General features: G+C 34.5%; 13 protein-coding genes. 9 read left to right on the top strand and 4 right to left on the bottom strand.

Annotation, left to right across the window (positions count from 1 at the left end):
- Positions 1-64 precede the first annotated feature (64 nt).
- Positions 65-895, top strand: coding sequence for a pyridoxamine kinase (locus HBB17_RS18180; protein ID WP_167958917.1), 831 nt, complete (start codon positions 65-67; stop codon positions 893-895).
- A 9-nt stretch (positions 896-904) separates the two neighbouring features.
- Here the strand turns inward: HBB17_RS18180 and HBB17_RS18185 are convergent, their stop codons facing one another.
- Entirely contained in the window at positions 905-2,935 is a 2,031-nt protein-coding gene (locus HBB17_RS18185; protein ID WP_167958918.1) for an endonuclease MutS2, read from the bottom strand.
- A 649-nt stretch (positions 2,936-3,584) separates the two neighbouring features.
- Here HBB17_RS18185 and HBB17_RS18190 point away from each other — a divergent pair.
- Together HBB17_RS18190 and HBB17_RS18195 are read left to right on the top strand one after the other, a co-directional pair.
- Entirely contained in the window at positions 3,585-4,565 is a 981-nt protein-coding gene (locus HBB17_RS18190) for an Ig-like domain-containing protein (protein ID WP_167958919.1), read from the top strand.
- Positions 4,566-5,019: 454 nt separating this feature from the next.
- On the top strand, positions 5,020-5,586 hold the full coding sequence (locus tag HBB17_RS18195) for a manganese efflux pump MntP (RefSeq protein ID WP_167958920.1): 567 nt from the start codon (positions 5,020-5,022) through the stop codon (positions 5,584-5,586).
- Between the two features lie 127 nt (positions 5,587-5,713).
- Here the strand turns inward: HBB17_RS18195 and asnA are convergent, their stop codons facing one another.
- Together asnA and HBB17_RS18205 are read right to left on the bottom strand one after the other, a co-directional pair.
- Positions 5,714-6,724, bottom strand: a complete 1,011-nt coding sequence (gene asnA, locus HBB17_RS18200; protein ID WP_167958921.1) for an aspartate--ammonia ligase — start codon at positions 6,722-6,724, stop codon at positions 5,714-5,716.
- Positions 6,725-6,892: 168 nt separating this feature from the next.
- Complete coding sequence (locus HBB17_RS18205; protein WP_167958922.1) at positions 6,893-7,897, bottom strand: asparaginase; 1,005 nt, start codon at positions 7,895-7,897, stop codon at positions 6,893-6,895.
- Between the two features lie 383 nt (positions 7,898-8,280).
- On the opposite strand from HBB17_RS18205, the gene HBB17_RS18210 reads away from it, so the two are divergent.
- Entirely contained in the window at positions 8,281-10,008 is a 1,728-nt protein-coding gene (locus tag HBB17_RS18210) for a glycoside hydrolase family 13 protein (protein ID WP_167958923.1), read from the top strand.
- A 58-nt stretch (positions 10,009-10,066) separates the two neighbouring features.
- On the opposite strand, the gene HBB17_RS18215 is transcribed toward HBB17_RS18210, so the two are convergent.
- Positions 10,067-10,804 carry a Crp/Fnr family transcriptional regulator gene (locus tag HBB17_RS18215; protein ID WP_167958924.1) on the bottom strand — a complete coding sequence of 246 codons (738 nt, stop codon included), beginning with the start codon at positions 10,802-10,804 and terminating at the stop codon, positions 10,067-10,069.
- A gap of 151 nt (positions 10,805-10,955) precedes the next feature.
- On the opposite strand from HBB17_RS18215, the gene HBB17_RS18220 reads away from it, so the two are divergent.
- The 5 genes from HBB17_RS18220 (at position 10,956) to HBB17_RS18240 (ending at position 17,296) form a co-directional block, all read left to right on the top strand.
- Positions 10,956-12,131 (top strand): cation:proton antiporter, encoded by a 1,176-nt coding sequence (locus tag HBB17_RS18220; RefSeq protein ID WP_167958925.1) that lies wholly within the window; start codon positions 10,956-10,958, stop codon positions 12,129-12,131.
- A 292-nt stretch (positions 12,132-12,423) separates the two neighbouring features.
- Positions 12,424-13,854, top strand: a complete 1,431-nt coding sequence (locus HBB17_RS18225) for a spore germination protein (RefSeq protein ID WP_238483796.1) — start codon at positions 12,424-12,426, stop codon at positions 13,852-13,854.
- A gap of 118 nt (positions 13,855-13,972) precedes the next feature.
- On the top strand, positions 13,973-15,256 hold the full coding sequence (locus HBB17_RS18230; RefSeq protein WP_167958926.1) for a glycosyl hydrolase family 18 protein: 1,284 nt from the start codon (positions 13,973-13,975) through the stop codon (positions 15,254-15,256).
- A 492-nt stretch (positions 15,257-15,748) separates the two neighbouring features.
- Positions 15,749-16,216 (top strand): Lrp/AsnC family transcriptional regulator, encoded by a 468-nt coding sequence (locus tag HBB17_RS18235; RefSeq protein ID WP_167958927.1) that lies wholly within the window; start codon positions 15,749-15,751, stop codon positions 16,214-16,216.
- 72 nt (positions 16,217-16,288) lie between these two features.
- Positions 16,289-17,296: a DUF4349 domain-containing protein gene (locus HBB17_RS18240; RefSeq protein ID WP_167958928.1), complete on the top strand. Its 1,008-nt coding sequence runs from the start codon at positions 16,289-16,291 to the stop codon at positions 17,294-17,296.
- Positions 17,297-17,346 lie beyond the last annotated feature (50 nt).

A 17,346-nucleotide genomic window follows, 5' to 3' on the forward strand; every position in this document is an offset into this window, starting at 1 on the left:
ATATATATTAGCTATGTCAAATTTACATCCATAAAGAATAAGTTTTAAGAAAAGAGATAAGAGTATGAAAAAGCCAGTTAAGAAGATTGCTGTGATTCATGATATATGTGGAGTGGGAAAAGCAGCAATGTCCAATATTACACCTATACTTAGTATTATGGGGATTGAAGTATGTCAAATTCCAACAATGCTTTTATCCACCCATACAGGCGGTTATGGAAAACCATATATACAACCAATCGATGGCTACATGATGGGATGTCTTACCCATTATCTTGAACAAGACGTGCAGTTTGATATGATTTTTGTTGGATATCTGGGAACCCTCCAACGAGTTCAGGAAGTAAAAGAATTTCTTACTCTTTATAAAAATGTCCATCCAAATACCAGCATTATACTAGATCCTATATTCGGAGATCATGGTGTCTGTTACGCAAACTTTACCCAGGAATACGTACAAGCAATGCGAACGTTATTACCTTATGCAGATATTATTTTGCCTAATTATACAGAGTATTGTATGTTAATTGAAAAACCAGTTGAACAAACGAATACAGATTTGTTCAACTGGAATAAAAAATTAGAAGCGTATCAGATACAGAATGCGATCATTACTAGTATACCAATGGAGAATACAGATGAAATTGGTATTGAAATACAAACAAAAGAGCAAAGGTCAATATTAAAGTTTCCATGTTGTAAGGAATCCTTCCATGGGACAGGCGATATCTTTGCAGCAGTATTCTGCGGAGCTTCTATACAAGGAAATTCCATTGAAGAAGCGTGTAAAAAAGCCCATCATTTTGTTGCCACTTGTATAGAAGAGAGCTGTAAATATGAATATGATAAAAGAGAAGGTGTTATTCTAGAGCCACTATTGAAGTATTTGTTATAGAAATACACACTACTCATCTAACGAGACAGAAGTGTTACCGCGATACATGCGGTTCGTTTGGTGTCTCGTTTTTCGTAACTCCACACTGTCAAAGATTACAGAAAAATCATAGTCAGCAGGGTAGAGTTCTGTAGCGGGGGTTTTTAATTTAAGCCGTTTATGGTTAATTAGTTGTTTTTTCCCTCTGATCTGCACACAAATCTCTCCTGTTGGTGTAGGTGTTGGTTCGTAGACAATACCAATTATTTTTTGTGGATAAACTAAAACACTGTCACCTATATGATATTTGTTCTTTAAGGCATTTTGCTTTTTTTCATTTACCTTTACAAGGGAAGGTGATGTGGAGTTTCTAAAGGATTGCTTTTTCTTACTTTTTGGTATGACCACTTCTTTAACATTGGTAATAGGAGTATGCTTGGAATCATCACGATAGGCATAACTTCTTGCCGTCTCTAACATTCGATCGGGAAATCCCAATTGTTTCGCAATATATAAGGCGCAACTTTCCCCCGCTTCGCCAACGATTAATTGATACATAGGACGCAAACTTACTCGGTCAAATTCCATACGTGCATTTACTAGATCTTTTGCGCAACTAACGTATTCTTTTACTTCTGGATAGTGCGTAGTTGCCACAAATCGACATGGTATACTTCTTAACTCTTCTAAAATTGAGATCGCAATTCCCATTCCCTCGGCAGGATCTGTTCCTGAACCCAATTCATCTAAAAGTACAAGACTTTCCACTGTTGCTTGTTGGATAATGTGGATAACATTCGTAATATGAGCAGAGAAGGTGGATAGATTTTGTGTTATGCTTTGTCCATCACCAATATCACATAATACTAGATTATGCATTGCAATAACACTCTCTTTTCCCGCAGGAATATGAAGACCACATTGTGCCATAATAGAAAGTAGTCCTACCGTTTTAAGTGCAACTGTTTTTCCGCCTGTATTTGGTCCTGTAATAACAATTCCAGTAGTATCTTCATCCATATGAAAGTTAAGAGGAACACAATCTTGTTGGTTGAGCAACGGATGTTTTCCGTTAACAATATGGATAATGTGTGATGTAGTAAGAGTAACAGGATTACATGACAAATCAGCACTCAATTTTGCTTTAGCAAAGATGATATCAAGGCTTTCCATGATCTGCATGTTCATTCTTAATGCATCTAGGGAGTCGGAAACAAAGGAAGTCAAGATATAAAGAATCTTTCGTATCTCATTCTCTTCCATAATACGAAGTGAAGCAATTTCCTCTTGTAACTTAGATATAGCAGTTGGTTCTATGAAGTAGGTAGAACCAGTAGCAGATACGTCAATAACGGTACCACTTATCTGGTGTTTGTATTCTCTTTTTACAGGTAATACACTATGACCATTTCGATTAGATACATAATGATCAGCGAAATATTCTCGTTTTCCACGAAGTAGAGACTCGAGCTTTTGCTTTATGCTCATTTCTGTATTTTCAATCTTTCTACGTATATTTCTTAAATCTGAAGAGGCACTATCATCTACTTGGTTGTTGTAGATTGAGTGACTTAATTCCTCATATAAGTCATCTAGCGTATCAATAGAGTAGGAGTAAGAGCATATTGGTAAATCAAGTTGAGCACCACGTTCCAAATAACGTTTTAATCGCTTACAGCTAGTTAAGAATTGCATAACACAAGTTAAGTGTTCAGGAAGAAGAATACTCTCTTGCTGGCATAGAAGTAAGACCTCATTCATAGAACTCATTGCAGTAAGTGGTGGATTACCGAGATAATCATATAAACGTCGACCTTCCGTTGTTTCTAGCATCTTTTGACGTGCATCGGTCTCCCGAAGATAAGGACGAAGTGCAGCAAGCTTTTCTTTAGCTGGATTACTTACGGCATAATCCATTAATCGAATTAGAATTTGGTCAAATTCAAGGGTTTTTAAGTTTGCATCTAGAGATTGTAAGATTGTGCAAATTGTTTTATTTGATTTATCGTGTACTGAATGACTAGTATTGTTTGTTTCATATTGGTTTTTTATTGTATTCATTTTATTACCTTCTTTTCTATTTAGAATCGATCTTTGGCCCAAAAGCAAAGATTATAGTAAAGTTACTGTTATTAATGGCAAAGCACATAAGGAGTAACAATTGCCTTCCTACAAAGGGATTAAGAATGAATAATAAGATGTTAGACATATACAGATGATCGAGATCTACAATAAAAAAGGGTACAAAAAAAGATGGATAGAACACAAGTATCACACCATCTAAAAAGTATATAAAGATATTGTATGTGGCTCTATAAAAAGGCAGAGTACAACAGAGAAAATCTGTTATGTCTCATCATTACTATTTAGTTCGTAATCACCATTTTATAAACCGTTAACATACAACACCATCCTCTCAAAATTTATAGCTACACTATAGCACAGGATTCAGGAATGTGTCAACCCTTAATTTGGCATATGAGTAAATAATTATTTATAGTAAATGTATTGGTTAATCAAAGAAATAGTATGTGCTTTATTATAAATAAATGAAACGTCTTTAATTAGAGTATAAAATTTCCTAGACTTCTAAATGGTAAGGTAATGAATTACTGGTAGATATAGGATTAAATTGAATGGAGTACATATTATTAGTATAATAAACTTACTAAAGACTAAAGTATTATATGAATAAACGAAGGAGAAAGAAATGAAGCAACGAAACAAACGTAATGTAGCAAGAAGTATTCTTATGTTGGTACTTGTACTTATAATGGTAGTACCAACTAGAACAAAAGTAAGTGCTGCAATAACTTTGAACAAGAAATCTATTGTAGTTGTAAAAGGTGGAAAAGAACAAGTAAGAGTAAAGGGAACAAGTAAAAGTGTAACCTGGACAAGTGCAGACAGAAGTATTGCGACGGTTGATCAGAATGGAGTTGTAAAAGGTGTAAAAAAAGGTTCAACAAAAGTATATGCAACCGTTTCAGGCAAACGTTACACCTGTACTGTTAAAGTAGAGAGCGTTACATTAAGTATGAAATCGAAGAAAATGACAGTAGGAAGTAATTTTACACTAAAATTGAATGGAACCTCACAAAAGATTAGCTTTAAATCAAGCAATACAAAAGTGGCTACAGTTAGTTCTACAGGAAAAGTAAAAGCGGTGGCAGCAGGTAATGCAATCATTACAGCAACAATCGATAAGAAAAGTTGGAAGTGTACAGTAACGGTAGTGAAAAAGAGTATCCATGATGAAATAGAGCAGATTCATACTGCAGTAAAAAAAGCATACGGAAGCAACTATAATCCGAAGGTTTCCTTTGGAAAAGAAGAAATTACAAATATTATAGGTCTAAAAGCTTCTCTATATGATGAAATTATAGCAGAACAACCATTGGTAAGTTTCCAAGTAGATACCTTTATTGCCGTTCATCCAGTAGCTGGTAAGAAGACAGAGGTAAAGAAAGCATTGGAAAACTACAAAAGGTACCTTGAGGAAGAGACTCTTCAATATCCTATGAATCAGGCAAAGATTAAGGCTTCTACAGTAGAGACGATCGGTGATTATGTATTTTTTATTATGTTAGGAAAGAATACAGATGGCGATGAACAAGAAACGCAGATGATCAAGTTTTATGAGGAGCAAAATAAGATTGCCATTCAAGCAATTAAAAAAGTATTAGAGTAGTATAATAATAAAATATAAATCGATTCTGAAACAACCAAGTTCACCTTGACATATTGATAATTTTTCTCTATAATTTAACAGAGATAAGGGAGTAGTTAGCACAACGTGTAACAAGGTCAACATACTGATGGAGAACATCTGGCTTTGTTTTAAATAATGAGACTTGTCTGCAGTATTTTATTGCAGACAAGTCTTTCTTTGTGTCGATTGGTATATATTGGGATTGGCAAAGGTAGCTGAAAAAAGTGTTGTTAAGACGACGCTTCCTGGGAGTACTACTTTGAAAGGGATAAACATATAATTTCTTATTGTTAATGTCCGTTATGTATACGACCCCGCATATATTGTATTAAATGGTGCAAGGGTTAAAGGGAATCCCCTTTGACCTTATACCATTAAATAGAAATTATACATTATGGTTTATATAACCCGTTAAGAGGAAAGGAATGAAACTATGAGTTTTTTTGAGCTATTTTTGTTAGCAGTAGGTTTATCCATGGATGCGTTTGCTGTATCAATTTGTGAAGGACTTTCTATGAAAAAGCTAGATGTAAAAAGAGCAGGTATTTTGGCTCTTGCATTTGGTGGGTTTCAGGCAGGAATGCCGTTAATTGGTTACTTATTAGGAAAGAACTTTCAAAAGTATATCACTTCCGTTGATCACTGGATTGCATTTGTATTATTAGCAATTATAGGATTTAATATGATTAAGGAAGCACTGGAGAAAGAAGAGGAGGAAAAGAAAGAAAAGAAATTCGGAATTAAATACGTCCTTGTTTTGGCAGTAGCGACAAGTATTGATGCACTTGCAGTGGGGATAACATTTGCCTTCTTACAGGTACAGATTGTATCAGCTATCTTATTAATTGGTGTTACAACGTTTGTCTTGTCCTTTATTGGAGTAAAGATTGGTAATGTATTTGGAGTACGTTATAAAGCGAAGGCAGAATTATTAGGTGGTGTAATATTGATTGTAATTGGACTCAAGATTTTATTGGAACACTTAGGAATTCTGGGCTAAAGTATTATATATGGATAAGGTAAAAAATCTTCAAAATTCATATGTCCTGATAGATCAATCGGGACATAGAATTTTGAAGATTTTTTATTGTATTGATACGAGAACTATTTCACTCATACACATTTTATTATAATAAATGAACACCTTTGTTATTGGTTTCTTCTACAACAACATCTGGCCATATAGAAGCCTGCACTTCACCAATATGCGCTTTTCTTAAGAAGAACATACATATTCTTGATTGACCAATACCACCACCGATGGTATAAGGTAATTTACCTTCTAATAAATCTTTTTGGAATGGTAATTCTGCTCGTTCCATACATCCACTGATCTCTAACTGTTCCTTTAAAGAAGTTTCATCAACACGAATACCCATAGAGGATAACTCTAAGGCAATATCTAGAACAGGATAATACATAATGATATCACCATTTAATTTCCAATCATCATAATCAGGGGCACGACCATCATGCTTTTCTCCAGAATTAAGAGTTCCACCAATTTGCATGATAAAGATTGCGCCTTTTAGTTTAGCAATCTTGTATTCTCGTTCTTTTGGTGTACAATCAGGAAACATATCTTCCAACTCTTGCGTTGTAATAAAAGAGATTTCTTCTGGCATAATTGGTTTTACATAAGAGTATTTGTCACAAATATATTTCTCAGTAGCTTTTAAAGCATTATAAACATGCTTTACTGTGTCTTGTAATGTCTCAATTGTACGAGTTTGTTTCGTTATGATCTTCTCCCAGTCCCATTGATCCACAAATATGGAATGGATGTTGTCGGTATCTTCATCTCTACGTATCGCATTCATATCCGTATAGAGACCTTCTCCAACAGAAAAGCCGTAACGTTGCAGTGCTTGACGTTTCCATTTGGCTAAAGAATGTACGATCTCTACGATTGCATCATTTTGTTCTTTTACACCAAAACTTACAGGGCGTTCGACACCATTCAAATTATCATTTAATCCGGTTTCTGGTTTTACAAAAAGTGGAGCTGAGACTCTGGTAAGGTTTAATTCTTTTGCTAGTTCCTTTTCAAAAAAGTCTTTTACATACTTAATAGCAATTTCTGTTTCTCTTATATCAATAGCTGGTTTATAGCCGTCTGGTATAATAAGATTGTTCATACTTTTGGTCCTCCTTATAACATTTCCCCGCTTAGGAAGTATATCTCAATACGTAATCTATGAAGCAATGTCTGGGAAAATCCCTAAACGTATTCATTCTTTATCACTTTATTGTGAAAAAATATTAATTTATTATACCATAAAGTATTTCCTACATCAAATAGTAATCTATAATTTTATCTCCCCTACTAGATTTGTAGCAAATATCTGTCGAATTTCATTAAGGTCACGGGTCTGTCCTAGTGCCCACATAAGTTTGGTCACAGTAGCTTCCGTTGTCATATCGTATGCTTGAATTACACCGGTTTCCAGTGCTTTTTGACCAGCTTGATAGATGGAAAGATCACTTCGTTCATATAAGCATTGACTAGATACGACCACAGGTATGTTATGATCAACTAATTTTTGTAACTTCGCAATTAAGTCACGATGGATGAAATGCAAACCACCAGCGCCAAATGCTTCAATAACAACACCTTTATAGTTCATTTCTAATAGCATGTCAAAAAGCTTTGGATTAAGTCCAGGTGTTAACTTAATAAGAAATACATCAGAACATACGGAATCTTTTAAACTGCAATTTCCCGTACTTCTTGGTAGTAGTTTTTGATTGATATTCAGTCCGTTTGAATCAATTGTTGCAACGTAACGGCAATTAACACTTTCAAATGCATCAAAACCGGTAGTACGTACTTTAACAGCGCGACATCCTAAAATGATCTTTCGATTAAAAGCTAAAAAGATACCAGGAATACCAGTCGCAGCCATTGCAAAAGCACATCGAATGTTATCCATAGCATCTGTGAGTGGATTCAGGATGGGTAATTGAGAACCTGTAATAACCACGGGAATAGGAATGTCCTGCAACATATAAGATAGCACACTGGAAGTGTAAGCCATAGTGTCTGTTCCATGTGTAACAACAATTCCGTCGTAATCCTGACAGGATGCATAGATATGATGAGCAATCAATTTCCATTCCTCTGGTTGAATGTTTGAACTATCCAGATGGAGAATATCCCTTGCTGTTATGTGATAATTTTCATGTAAACCAGTGATTTTGGAAAATAAATCATCAATGCTTAAAGCAGGGATTAAGCCTTCCTCACTGGATTGGGAGGCAATGGTACCACCTGTTGCAAGTACTAAAACTCTTTTTTTATTTTGTGTCATGGGTTCCTCCTATAATAAATGATGATCAGGTAAATGTACCTGACCGTCTATGTGAAATTTATGTTTTATGACAAGAAAATAATTAATACTACAATATAATTCGCATAAAGTATAGCAAATTGTAGAACAAAACACAATATGTAAAAAAAAGTAAACAGAAAAGATGTATATAATCAATGTAAAATATCCATTTTTCATATCAAAGTACGAAAAAATTCGAAAATTAATATTGACATATTATATGAATGTGGTATGATAACAATATAGTAGTACATAGTAAACTACTAACTTTATAATCCTATTTCTTATAATACTTTTTATCCTATTGCAGCCTCCTTGAACAAGAGGCTGCCAAAAAATAAACAAAAAGAGAGGATGTCACAATGATAAAACAAGGAATCTACCATATACCAGATGTACCATTTGCTTATGCAATCAATGAGACGACCTTATACATAAAACTCCAGACTGCAAAGGATGATATAAAACAAGTACGTGTATATTATAAAGACAGACATGCATATGAAGCTCCTTTTCAGGTAAAAGATATGCAGTGGTTGCAGGGGAGTCAAGTCTATGATTACTTTGAAGTAGAGTTAAGGAATGTACATAAAAAGTTCCGTTATTTTTTTGAAATAATAGACCAAGAGGGCAAGTACTTCTATTATAATGAACGTGGAATTATTAATCATAAGCCAGATGTGCCACAATCCTTCCAGTTGCCGTATTTATGTCCTGGTGATTTCTATCAACCAGTAGAATGGGCAAAGGATGGAATTATGTATCAGATCTTTCCGGATCGTTTTTGTAATGGCAATACAAAAAATGACCCACAGGGCGTAAAGCAATGGGGAGAACCGGTAAAAGGAAACCATGACTTTTTTGGAGGAGATTTAAAAGGAATTACCAATAATTTAGATTATCTAAAGGATTTGGGAGTAACAATTATCTATACAACACCAATTTTCCAGTCAAGTTCTAATCATAAGTACAATACGAAGGACTATTATGAAATTGATCCTCAATTTGGAACAAAAGAAGAACTTAGAGAATTAATTAATGAGGCACATAAGAGGGGAATACGTTTTATATTAGATGGTGTTTTTAACCATTCCGGAGATGACTTTTTTGCGTTTCAAGATGTAATGCAAAAGGGGGAAAATTCACAATACAAAGATTGGTACTATATTGAATCCTTCCCAATTAATCAACAGAAATTAAATTATGTCACTTTTTATGATCGTTACGGTAATATGCCAAAGTTGAATATGAGTAACCCTGAAACGGTAGCTTACTTTTTAGATGTGGCTAGTTATTGGTTGAGGGAGTTCCACGTGGATGGTTTTCGACTGGACGTATGTGATGAGATTGATCACTATTTCCTGAAAAAGTTTTATCAGCGAGTAAAACAAGTTAATCCAGAAGCAATTGTTGTTGGTGAGATTATGCATATGGGGACCTCTTTCTGTCGAGGGGATGAGTTGGATGCAACCATGAATTATCCATTTCGTGAAGCAGTATTGGAGTTCTTTGCAATACGCTGTATGTCTGCAGAGGATTTTATAGAAGCACTAGCAATTCGCAAACATTCTTTGCGTAAAGACATTCATAAACAAATGCTAAATCTATTGGACTCCCATGATACAGCGCGGTTTGTTACGGATGCATCTGGAAAGAAAAACCGTCTACAATTAGCAACCGTATTTCAATATACATATCTAGGCATTCCTTATATCTATTATGGAGATGAGGTTGGCTTAGAAGGTGGAAACGATCCGGATTGCAGACGATGTATGATCTGGGACAAAGAAGAGCAGGATACAAAACTACATGAACATTTTATTTGGTTAGCAAAGATAAGAAAAGAGCATAAGGCATTGGTTGATGGTGAGTTCCAGTTACTTTATGCAAAAGATAATTGCCTTGCTTATAGACGTTACTTAGCAAATGAGCAGATTCTTGTCCTTCTAAATAACAAAGAAGATCAAACATATACTTATGATTTACCAGAAGGAAGCTTTAGAGACTTACGAACAGGTGAGGTCATAACAGGCGGTCAGACTTGGAATGTGGAACCGATGGGATTTGCAGTTCTTGATAAGATTAACTAGTAATGGTATGCTATGGTGTCAAATCCCCATGATAATTTCTGAACGGCACACATAATGATTATATTAAATAGAAGATTCTATCCTCAATGGTTAGGATCTTCTCGTCTTTCATCCGCTTTAATTCGCGAACAAGAGCACTTCGATTGACATTTAGATACTCGGCTAATTCTGTATGATTAAACGGTACGTAGATACCACCTTGTTTTAATGCGTCCAGATTTGTATTAGGTGATTTAACAAGCGCACGTTTTATGTATTTGCATCGAATATCGTACTCATCCAGAGATTGATGTGTCTGAAGAATATGTAAAAAGGAGAGAATACGCTCCCGAAGTGATTTCTGAGAAAGAATTTCTATTTTGGTTAAAAGACTTCTAGTCTTAAGTGCCAGTAGATACATTAGATTTTCTGTAAAACGTACGTAACAATTATAGTAGCGTAAAGAGGGAATATTAACCGACTTGTAGTGGAATAGTAAGATACTACAGTCGGTTTTTGCTTTGTAATTAACAGAGCAACTTAATATATAGCTACCAATGAATGGTTCAGCGAACAATTCTAACTCCTCTAACTCGTTAAAGATATAATGATTTCCTGAATAATCCAACTTTTCCATAAGTACAGAGCCAGAAAGTATAAGTCCAATAGAGTGAACAGGATCTCCTTCTAGAATAATATATTCATCTTTATTATACGTTTTTTGAATAAAAGAAAAGTTTTCAATTATATGGGACAGATCATCATCGGAAAATCCCTGAAAGAGAGGATGGGATTTTAAATATTCAGGAAGAATCATTGGAACCTCCATTTTCTATGTATTAATAAAAATTAGACATTTTCTTTGATATTCTTTTATTTTATTACATAAATGTTGCCATAGCAACATTAAAAAAGTTGAAGTGTGTTAAAATTGATAAGTTAGTGAAGGAGAGATTGGAGGAATTATAATGGAAGCGTATAACGTATTTAAGGACTTGGCGATTATTATTGTTGCAGCTAAACTTTGTGGAATTGCAGCTAGAAAATGCAAAGCACCACAAGTGGTAGGTGAAATCGTTGCAGGGCTTCTTATTGGACCAAGTATTCTTGGTTTAGTGAATCAAACAGATTTTATTAGCCAAATGGCGGAGATCGGTGTAATTTTACTTATGTTCTCAGCAGGTTTGGAGACGGATTTAAAGGAACTTATGAAAACAGGCCCTATTGCATGCTTAATTGCCTGTGCGGGAGTATTTATTCCATTAGTAGGTGGTACTTTACTGTATATGATATTTTATCATACAATGCCAGCAGCAGGATCAGAAGAGTTTTATAAAGCTGTATTCATTGGTGTTATTATGACAGCCACTTCCGTCAGTATAACCGTTCAGAGTTTACGGGAATTGGGACATATTAAGGGAAGAGTTGGTACAACCATATTAAGTGCGGCGATTATTGATGATATTATTGGTATCATTGTATTAACCTTTGTAGTTGGATTTAAAAATCCGGAGTCAAACCCAGGTACAGTGGTAATAAATACGGTATTATTTTTCTTAGCTGCAGGTATTGGTGGATATATAGCTTATCAGATATTCCGAAGACTAAGCAGCAAATACCATCATACAAGACGTGTACCAATAATGGGATTAGCATTATGTCTTGCTATGGCATATATTGCAGAGAAATACTTTGGTATTGCAGATATAACAGGAGCGTATGTTGCAGGTATTATCCTATGTAGCATTCGTGACTCAGAATATATTGCAGAAAAGATGGATATAAACTCTTATATGCTGTTTGGACCAGTGTTTTTTGCAAGTATTGGTTTAAAAACGAATATTGATAACATTAATGGTACTATTTTAGCATTCTCAATCTGTTTTGTATTAGTTGCATTAATAACAAAAATAGTTGGTTGTGGACTTATGGCACGAATCTGTAAGTTTTCCCAACATGATTCAGTAAAGATTGGTGTGGGTATGATGACACGTGGAGAAGTTGCGTTAATTGTTTCCCAAAAGGGATTAGCGGTTGGTTTATTAACACCAGTCTACTTTACTTCGGTTATTCTATTGATTATCATCTCGTCCATTGCAACACCTATAGCTTTAAAAGTCTTGTATGCAAAGGATCCACAGTAATTAGTAATCAGAAAAATTACATGATAAGAATCATCATAAGAATCATCATATGATATGAAAACAATCACATAAAATATTGTTATAATCCTATATGCTCTTATATTATATAACACTTCTTATATTGACTTTTGAAATTCGATATTTTCAATAGTCAGATATAAGAGGTGTTTTTTAATTTACGAGGAAAGTTCTCCAACTTAAGGAGAAGAAAGGACTCTATTGAATTAATACGAATAAATTATGGAATAAAGCAGACAATAAAGGATAAAAGAGTAAAGGATGGTAAAAACAGTTGAACACCATAAGTAAAGATATTTCAGCAAATATACAATACCTTGACCAAGAGATATTTGTTAATGATAATTTTGATATTATAAATCGAGAGATTCGTTTAGGACAAAAAGAAGGCGTTTTGTATTTTATTGATGGGTTTGCTAAGGACGACATTATTGAAAAACTCATGGAAAAATTACTTGCTTTAAAAGAAGAAGATCTGTCTTGTAGCGCGGATGAATTTAAAAAAAAGCTAATTCCTTATGGTGAAGTGGATCTGGATAAGGAATTCCCCTCCATTATAACCAAGCTCTTATCTGGGGTGACCTGTCTTTTCATTGATGGGTTTGATCAGGTTTTTGAAATTGATTGTAGAACGTATCCTCAGAGAAGTGTTGAGGAACCTGATAAAGACAAAGTTATGCGAGGGTCTCGGGATGGATTTGTAGAGACACTTGTATTGAATACTGCTATGATGAGAAGAAGAATAAGAAATCCACAATTAATTATGCAAATGATGTCAGTTGGAAACTCTTCAAAAACAGATATTGCTGTATGCTATATGAAAGACCGAGTAGATGAGAAACTATTAAAAAAGGTATTGGACAAAATTCAGTCCATAAAGATTGATGCTCTGACAATGAATCAGGAAAGTTTAGCAGAATGTCTCTATCGGGGGAGTTGGCTAAATCCCTTTCCAAAATTTCGCTATACAGAGCGGCCAGATGCTGCGTCTGCTTCTGTATTAGAGGGAAAAATCGCTGTCATGGTCGATAACTCCCCTTCTGTTATGATTCTTCCTACAACACTTTTCGGAATTATGGAAGAGGCAGATGACTATTATTTTCCACCAATTACAGGAACGTATCTTCGATTGTCTCGTATTATTATTAATATTGTAGCACTTATCTTAACACCAACATTTTTACTTCTTATGCAGCATCCAGAGTGGATTCCTGAGAGTTTACAATTTATTAAAATTAAGGATACCATTAATATTCCCATTCTTGTTCAGTTTTTAATTCTGGAGTTCTCCATAGATGGATTGCGATTAGCTGCACTGAATACACCGAGTATGTTAAGTACGCCATTTAGTGTTGTAGCTGCTTTGATTTTAGGGGATTTTACGGTGAGTTCTGGGTGGTTTAATTCAGAAGTAATGCTTTATATGGCATTTGTTGCCATTGCAAATTATTCACAGGTAAGTTTTGAATTGGGGTATGCCCTAAAATTCATGCGACTTGTACTACTTATTTTGACTGGATTATTCCATGTATGGGGATTTATTGGAGGTATAATAGTAACCATTCTTGCAATCGCATGTAATGGAACCATTGCTGGACGGAATTATCTATATCCTCTAATTCCATTTAATTTTAAGTTGCTCGTTCGACATTTGTTTCGAATTACTTTACCAGCAAGTGAAAAAGCAGAAAACCAAAAGTTCTAAGTCAATGGGAACCTGACATATACTAGGGTATAAATATATCAGATGGTCAAGTAATGGATAGAAAGAAGGATCATGAAAGCAGAAATTATCATGATCCTTTTTTAGGAAAGGAGTACATATGGTAATTCATGTAGTGGGAGAAGGAGAAACAATCTATAGTATTGCGGAAGAGTATGGTTCCACACCAAATCGAATCATAGAAGATAATGAATTGACCAATCCCAATAGCTTAGTAGTAGGACAGACACTAGTAATTTTGTTCCCGAGCAACATTTATACTGTGGTGGAGGGCGATACCTTACTATCCGTGGCTCAGAAAAACGGAGTAAGTGTAATAACGTTATTACAAAATAATCCGGGACTTGCTGATTTCCCATACTTATATGTAGGACAGCAGATTGTGATTTCTTACGAAGAACAAAAGTTGGGGAGTATGGAAGTCAATGGGTATCTATATCCCTATATTGATACAGAGGTGTTGGTAAAGACCTTGCCTTTTTTAACCTATGTAACTGTATTTACTTATGGATTTACGCCAGAAGGAGAATTAATTGGAATTGATGATGAAAAGGTTGTGCAATTAGCAAGAGACTATGGGGTAGCCCCACTAATGTTAATCTCAACATTAACATCGGAAGGAAGTTTTAGTAACATATTAGCAAATCAGATACTAAATAATCAAGAAGCACAGAATCGTTTGATTGACAATATATTAGTAAACTTAGAAAATAAACAGTACTATGGACTGGACATTGATTTTGAATACATCTATCCAGATGATAGACAGGCATATGTGGACTTTGTACGAAATGTGACCACTAGATTAAGTGCAGAAGGATATAAGGTTATTGTAGCACTAGCACCCAAAATTTCATCTGATCAACCGGGTCTGTTGTATGAAGGACACGATTATCGGGGATTAGGGGAGGCGGCAAATAATGTGCTGTTAATGACTTATGAATGGGGATATACATATGGTCCACCAATGGCTGTAGCGCCAATAAATAAGGTAAGGGAAGTATTGGACTATGCTGTTACAGAAATCGATCCTTCCAAGATCTTTATGGGTATACCAAACTATGGATATGACTGGGCTTTGCCATTTATTCGAGGTGAATCACGAGCAAAATCATTAAGCAATGTTGCAGCAGTAGAGCAAGCAGCACAATATGGTGCAACAATTATGTTTGATGAAGTTGCGATGGCACCATATTATAATTATCAAAGATCAGATGGAGTGGAACATGTGGTATGGTTTGAAGATGCTAGAAGTATAGAGGCGAAACTGCGATTAGTAAATGAGTATGGTTTTAATGGAGCAAGCTACTGGAACATTATGAAGTACTTCCCACAAAACTGGCTGGTACTCAATGCTTTGTATAACATAGAAAAGGTTTTATAAAAATACAAAAAAAGGAGGAGCCGTCGGCGGCTCCTAAGAGGGGGGATGTTATGAAAAAAAATCTATATAAAAGATAATTAACTTATTTGATAGTTATATAATAACAAGTAAATGTGTATTAGGTATGTAGCGTTTATGAAAGAAATATGAACGGTCCATTAACATTTTGTGTTCATAATTGTACATATTTAGAATATACAAGAGTCAAAGAATAGAAAAAGAGATAAAGACCATTATAAGAAATAGTCCATAGTATTTTGAATAAGGAATATAGAAAACCAAGTTCGAATATGAACATAAGAAAATTTTTTAAAATGGTTGAAAAAATAAAATATACATTGTATAATAAAGAAAATTAATACGAAAAAAAAGATTGCAAAGAAGCATAGGCGCTATACCTATGCTTTTTTTTCGTTTTACTTAATTTTTTTATGTAAATAAAAAAGAGAAGAATGTTGATTGTACATAAAACAAATAATAGGAGGAATGGTTATGGATAAGATTGATAAAAAAATTATTGGTTTGTTACAGGAAAATGCAAGATATTCACTCAAACAACTGGCAGAAAAAGTATTTTTATCTTCACCAGCAGTTGCTGCACGAATCGAGCGATTAGAGCGGGAAAATATTATTACGGGTTATCATGCCAGTATTAACCCAATCAAGTTAGGCTATCATATTACAGCATTTATTAACCTGGAGATGTCACCTACGAAAAAAGATACCTTTTATCCCTTTGTACAAGATTGCCCCAATGTAATTGAATGCAATTGTGTAACAGGAAGTTATTCTATGTTAATCAAAGTATGTTTTCCAAGTACAATGGAACTTGATTCTTTTATCGGACAGCTCCAAAAGTTTGGAACAACGAAAACACAGATTGTATTCTCAACCTCTGTTCCTCATAGAGGAATTTCAGTAACTGCAGAAGATGTAGAAGCAGGGGTAAGTAATTTATAGTTATTATGGAACCTTTATAGAATCTCTCTCGTCTAATTATTAGAAACATAGATAATTAGCAGGAGGGATTTTATGATGAGAAGAGGAAGATACAAAGTAAGAATCGGTGCATTTCTATTAGGAATTAGTGTTTTACTAGCTGGTTGTGGGCGCAGTGACTCAAATATGAGTAAGAGCGACGAATACACTACCAGTTATGAAGAAGCCTATGATATGGCCGAAACGAAAGGAATGTCAGAACAGGAATCAATTAGTGAAAATGCTACAGCAGATTCTACAACTACTGAATCAGAGACATCAAGTAGTGTAAGTGTAGAAACCAATCGAAAGATTATTAGACGTATATCTATGGCATTAGAAACACAAGAGTTTGATGGTTTAATTGAATCCATTGAAAAACAAGTTGCAGCCCTTGGAGGGTATGCAGAAAGCATTAACATGAATGATCTACTAAGTAATTCAAATCGTTATTGCAGCATGGTGATCCGTATACCTTCTGCACAGTTAGATACATTTGTCAATGGTGTCAGTAAAGAGGGAAACGTTGTATCTAAGAATATGTCTACAGAGGATGTAACACTTAACTATGTTGACACAGAAAGTCACATTAAAGTTCTTAAAGTGGAACAGGAACGTTTACTTGCGTTAATAGAAAAAGCAGATGATCTGGAATCTATTATTGTATTAGAAAACCGGTTAACAGAAATTCGATACCAGTTAGAGTCTTATGAGTCGCAGCTTCGTTCATATGATAATTTGATAGAATACAGTACAGTAGATATCTCGATTGAGGAAGTAATCCATTATACACCTACTGTTGATCAAAAATCAGTTTGGAGTAAGATGAAAACCGGACTTGAAAATACCATTCAAGATATAAAAGATGATGTAACAGCTTTTGTAGTATGGTTAGTAACAAACATTCCATATGTATTAATATGGGGAGGAATACTTATTGTTGCTGCTATACTTATAAAGAAAAAAATAAAAAATTCAAAGCAGAATAATAATCAATATATACAACCAAATAGTAACTATGTAGAACCATTAAACAAAGACAATGAGGAAAGAAATCAATAAAACTTTTAAGAAAAACAGAATAAATATTCAAGAAGGACAGAAAAAACTCC

Origin of the sequence: Anaerosporobacter faecicola, assembly GCF_012070565.1 — a bacterium.
In the GTDB taxonomy this organism is placed as follows: Bacteria; Bacillota; Clostridia; order Lachnospirales; family Lachnospiraceae; genus Anaerosporobacter; species Anaerosporobacter faecicola.

Coding starts and splice junctions, on each gene's coding strand:
- HBB17_RS18185 (WP_167958918.1), bottom strand. CDS start 2,935: ATGAATACAATAAAAAACCAATATGAAACAAACAATACTAGTCATTCA.
- HBB17_RS18180 (WP_167958917.1), top strand. CDS start 65: ATGAAAAAGCCAGTTAAGAAGATTGCTGTGATTCATGATATATGTGGA.
- HBB17_RS18205 (WP_167958922.1), bottom strand. CDS start 7,897: ATGACACAAAATAAAAAAAGAGTTTTAGTACTTGCAACAGGTGGTACC.
- HBB17_RS18220 (WP_167958925.1), top strand. CDS start 10,956: ATGGAAGCGTATAACGTATTTAAGGACTTGGCGATTATTATTGTTGCA.
- HBB17_RS18215 (WP_167958924.1), bottom strand. CDS start 10,804: ATGATTCTTCCTGAATATTTAAAATCCCATCCTCTCTTTCAGGGATTT.
- HBB17_RS18195 (WP_167958920.1), top strand. CDS start 5,020: ATGAGTTTTTTTGAGCTATTTTTGTTAGCAGTAGGTTTATCCATGGAT.
- HBB17_RS18230 (WP_167958926.1), top strand. CDS start 13,973: ATGGTAATTCATGTAGTGGGAGAAGGAGAAACAATCTATAGTATTGCG.
- HBB17_RS18190 (WP_167958919.1), top strand. CDS start 3,585: ATGAAGCAACGAAACAAACGTAATGTAGCAAGAAGTATTCTTATGTTG.
- HBB17_RS18210 (WP_167958923.1), top strand. CDS start 8,281: ATGATAAAACAAGGAATCTACCATATACCAGATGTACCATTTGCTTAT.
- HBB17_RS18240 (WP_167958928.1), top strand. CDS start 16,289: ATGATGAGAAGAGGAAGATACAAAGTAAGAATCGGTGCATTTCTATTA.
- asnA (WP_167958921.1), bottom strand. CDS start 6,724: ATGAACAATCTTATTATACCAGACGGCTATAAACCAGCTATTGATATA.
- HBB17_RS18235 (WP_167958927.1), top strand. CDS start 15,749: ATGGATAAGATTGATAAAAAAATTATTGGTTTGTTACAGGAAAATGCA.